The sequence below is a fragment of the Dermacoccus sp. MPR-E5 genome (genome assembly GCF_058809565.1).
On sequence record NZ_JBXASS010000029.1, the window covers coordinates 1 to 4,077 of the forward strand.

General features: G+C 70.1%; 4 protein-coding genes. 1 reads left to right on the forward strand and 3 read right to left on the reverse strand.

Annotation, left to right across the window (positions count from 1 at the left end):
* Positions 1 to 53: 53 nt before the first annotated feature.
* The 3 genes from AC1RS9_RS14180 to AC1RS9_RS14190 form a co-directional block, all read right to left on the reverse strand.
* Entirely contained in the window at positions 54 to 458 is a 405-nt protein-coding gene (locus AC1RS9_RS14180) for an HAD family hydrolase (protein WP_492921932.1), read from the reverse strand.
* 146 nt (positions 459 to 604) lie between these two features.
* The gene (gene aspS / locus AC1RS9_RS14185; protein WP_040014329.1) at positions 605 to 2,440 is read right to left on the reverse strand and encodes an aspartate--tRNA ligase; all 1,836 of its coding nucleotides are present in this window, start codon (positions 2,438 to 2,440) and stop codon (positions 605 to 607) included.
* Between the two features lie 284 nt (positions 2,441 to 2,724).
* Positions 2,725 to 3,159: a YchJ family protein gene (locus tag AC1RS9_RS14190; protein WP_006943881.1), complete on the reverse strand. Its 435-nt coding sequence runs from the start codon at positions 3,157 to 3,159 to the stop codon at positions 2,725 to 2,727.
* A 74-nt stretch (positions 3,160 to 3,233) separates the two neighbouring features.
* Between AC1RS9_RS14190 and AC1RS9_RS14195 the strand changes: the two genes are divergently transcribed.
* Positions 3,234 to 4,077, forward strand: an 844-nt coding sequence (locus AC1RS9_RS14195) for an asparaginase (RefSeq protein WP_492921935.1), incomplete at its 3' end; no start/stop codon positions are given.

Sequence of the window (4,077 nt, forward strand, 5' to 3'; positions counted from 1 at the left end):
AGGCCTCGACGCCTACCCGGGCAGCGCCACGCCGTTCGATCCTTGACTACGCGCTACACCCTCATCTGTGAAGAGCCGGAATAGAACTCCTCGTCGAACACTCCGGCGTAGCGGCGGCGCATGAGGTCACGGCGCACGTCCTGCTGGTTGGTTGCGAGATGCACGCCGTACCCGGCACGTCTGACCTTGGCGACGACGGCCATCGCCTCTTCGTCGATGTCGAAACGCGACCACAGCTGCAGCGCGTCATCGGGATCGAGCGCGACCCCGTGCTCCTCGGCCGCGGCGACGAGGCAGTCACGCATCCTCGCCTCGCCCCGCATGGCGGGCAGTTCGCGGGCGAACACGACGGACGCGAAGCCCTCGCCACCGATCGCGTCGAGCGCACCCACCCAGCCGTGACGCGCGTGCTGCAGCACACCGTCGGCATCGAACATGACGGTAGCCGTATCACGCATGTGGCGACCCTACGGCTGAAAGGGGCAAGCCCTGAAACCGTTGTCGGGCCCAGCACCCCCGGCGGCGCGTCGCGCAGAATCGGTCGAGCCCCTGACGTCATGCGACGTCAGGGGCTCGACCCGTTGATCGGTCGCCGATCATCCGATCACGACTTGTTGGGCGACACCTCGGCCGGAGCGGCGGGCGATGCGGCGTCCGCAGAAGCCTCACTCTTGACCTGAGGCTTGGCGTCCACACCCGCCTCCTTGCGCTGCTGAGCGGAGATCGGGGCGGGCGCGGCCGTCAGCGGGTCATAGCCGCCGCCGCTCTTCGGGAACGCGATGACGTCGCGGATCGAGTCGGTGCCCGCGAGCAGCGAGACGATGCGGTCCCAGCCGAACGCGATGCCGCCGTGCGGGGGCGCACCGAAGCTGAACGCCTCGAGGAGGAAGCCGAACTTCTCCTGCGCGTCCTCCTCGCTCAGACCCATGACCTTGAAGACGCGCTCCTGCAGGTCCTTGCGGTGGATACGAATCGAGCCACCGCCGATCTCGTTGCCGTTGCACACCATGTCGTACGCGTACGCGAGCGCCTCGCCTGGTTCGGTGTCGAACGTGTCGACGTACTCGGCCTTCGGCATCGTGAACGCGTGGTGCACGGCCGTCCACGTACCGGAGCCGACGGCGACGTCCCCCGAGGCGACAGCGTCGGCGGCAGGCTCGAACAGCGGCGCGTCGACGACCCACAGGAAGCTCCACGCGTTCTCGTCGATGAGGTCGCAGCGCTTGCCGATCTCCAGACGCGCTGCGCCGAGCAGCGCGCGCGACGCCTTCGTCGCACCCGCGGCGAAGAAGATGCAGTCGCCGGGCTTCGCACCGACGTGGCCGGCGAGGCCCGCCACCTCGGTCTCGGTGAGGTTCTTGGCCACCGGGCCGGTGAGCGAGCCGTCCTCCTGGACGAGGACGTACGCAAGGCCCTTCGCGCCGCGCTGCTTCGCCCACTCCTGCCACGCGTCGAGCTGACGACGGGGCTGCGACGCACCACCCGGCATGACGACGGCGCCGACGTATTCGGCCTGGAACACGCGGAACGTCGTGTCCCTGAAGAACTCCGTGCACTCGACGAGCTCGTTGCCGAAGCGCAGGTCGGGCTTGTCCGAGCCGTACTTCGCCATCGCGTCGGCGTACGTCATGCGCGGGAACGGCGTCGGCAGGTCGACGCCGATCGTCGCCCACACGGCCTTCGCGATCTGCTCACCGAGCTCGATGACGTCGTCCTGCTCGACGAAGCTCATCTCGATGTCGAGCTGCGTGAACTCGGGCTGACGGTCGGCGCGGAAGTCCTCGTCGCGGTAGCAGCGCGCGATCTGGTAGTAGCGTTCCATCCCGGCGACCATGAGCAGCTGCTTGAACAGTTGCGGGCTCTGCGGCAGCGCGTACCAGCTGCCCGGCGCGAGACGAGCGGGGACGAGGAAGTCGCGAGCGCCCTCGGGCGTCGAACGCGTCAGCGTCGGCGTCTCGATCTCGACGAAGTCGCGCTCGTTGAGCACGGCGCGCGCAGCCTGGCTCACCTTCGAGCGCAGACGGATCGCGTCGCCCTGGTCCTTGCGACGTAGGTCGAGGTAGCGGTACTTGAGGCGCGCCTCCTCGCCGACGGTGATGCGCTCGTCGATCTGGAACGGCAGCGGCGCCGCCTCGGAGAGCACCTCGATCTCGTTCGCGACGACGTCGACCTCACCTGTCGGCAGGTTCGGGTTGACGTCCTTCGGCTCGCGCGCGGCGACCTCACCCGTCACCTTGATGCAGTATTCGGAGCGCAGACCGTGCGCGGCGCCAGTCAGCACCTCGTCGCGTGCGACGACCTGGACGACGCCCGAGGCGTCACGCAGGTCGACGAAGGCGACACCGCCGTGGTCGCGACGCTTGGCCACCCAACCCGTCAGGGTGACGGTGTCACCGACGTCGGCTGCGCGAAGGGTTCCGGCTTCATGGGTTCGAAGCATGATGTTCCTCTCGATTCGTTCCATGCGGCGACGCGTCGATCGGACGATGCTCGACCGGGCGCCCCACGTGGGAGCAGCCCGGGAGGTGTGGGCGGGGGCCAGGTCGCGGTGCCACCACACCTTCGCCGAAAGATCTTCGGCCTCTCGTCGGTGACGCCGGACGCGCGGTCCGCCGCAGAACACGCCCGTCACGGGCGATGCTCGGGCGGGGTGTCAGGCCGCCACGGCGTACCTGCTCATTCTAGGTGATGCCGCGTGTGCGACGCGCCCGTGTTTTTCGCGGCTCAGTCGAGCTCGTCCCCATCGACGTAGAACCAGCGGCCGGCGCGGCGTTCGAAGCGCGAGTGCTCTCGCAGCACCCCGCGACGGCCGTCGTCGGCGAGGTAGGACGCCTCGAAGGTGACGGTGCCGCGCGTATCGGCCTCGTTCATGCCGCCGTCACCCGTGTCGAGCACCCGCAGGGCCAGCCACGTCACGCCGTCGAGGTCGCCGACCTGAGCCGGGCGCGTGCGCGGATGCCAGGTGCGCCAGAGGTGGTCGGCGTCACGTAGCACGAACGCCGTGTAGCGCGAGCGCATGAGCGCTTCGGGCGTCGGCGCGAGCACGCCGTCGAGGACGAGCGGGCCGCAGCATTCGCGCAACGAGCGCCCGGGAACCCAGGCGCAGGGGCACTCAGCGTCCGGGCCGGGTCGCACGCTTGGGTCAGCCGCAGCAGGCATGGGTCTCCTCGGTGACGGGCTCGCGCAGCGATCGGCGCGCGGCGGTTCGTTGGCACGACGATAACCTGTGCGCCATGACGAAGCGGATCGCGATGTACTTCCTCGGCGGAACCATCTCCATGTCCTCCGATGACGGCGCCGGAGTGCGCCCCACGCTCGGCGCCGACGACCTCATCGCCGCTGTCCCCGGCCTCGACGCAGCTGACGTCGACCTCACCGGCGAGACGATCGCGCGCGAACAGAGCGGTTCGCTCACCCCGGCGCACTTGCTCGAGGTGCTGCAGCGCGCGAGTGCCTCCGACGCCGACGGGTTCGTCCTCGTCCAGGGCACCGATACGCTCGAGGAGAGCGCCTACCTGCTCGACCTGCTCTGGGACGACGGGCGCGCGTTCGCCGTCACGGGCGCGATGCGCAACCCGACGATGGCCGGGGCCGACGGAGCCGCCAACATGCTCGCCGCGATCCGCGTCGCCGCGAGCGACGCCGCGCGTGAGCTGGGCGTCGTCGCCGTGTTCGCCGATGAGATCCACGCGGCGCGCTCGGTGACGAAGGGCGACACGTCGTCGCTCACGACGTTCGTCTCCCCCGACTGCGGCCCGATCGGGCGCGTCCTCGAAGGTCATACCCACCTCTTCCACCGCCCCGCGCGACTGTCGGCCCTCCCCCGGCCTGACGCCGTCGACGCCGAGGTGCCCGTCCTGACGGTGGCACTCGGGCAGTCCGCGCGGGCGCTCGACGCCGTGAGCGCGGGCGCCGACGCGCTCGTCATCGCCGGCCTCGGAGCCGGGCACGTGCCCGGGTGGTGGGCCGAGAGCGTCGGACACATCGCGGCCCGCATTCCCGTCATCATGACGAGCCGGACCTTCTCGGGCCCGGCGCTCGTCGAGACGTACGGTGCGGTCGGCGCGGGGGGGGGCC

Excerpts from the sequence above, each read along its gene's own strand:
- AC1RS9_RS14180 (WP_492921932.1), bottom strand. The coding sequence starts at position 458 with ATGCGTGATACGGCTACCGTCATGTTCGATGCCGACGGTGTGCTGCAG.
- aspS (WP_040014329.1), bottom strand. The coding sequence starts at position 2,440 with ATGCTTCGAACCCATGAAGCCGGAACCCTTCGCGCAGCCGACGTCGGT.
- AC1RS9_RS14190 (WP_006943881.1), bottom strand. The coding sequence starts at position 3,159 with ATGCCTGCTGCGGCTGACCCAAGCGTGCGACCCGGCCCGGACGCTGAG.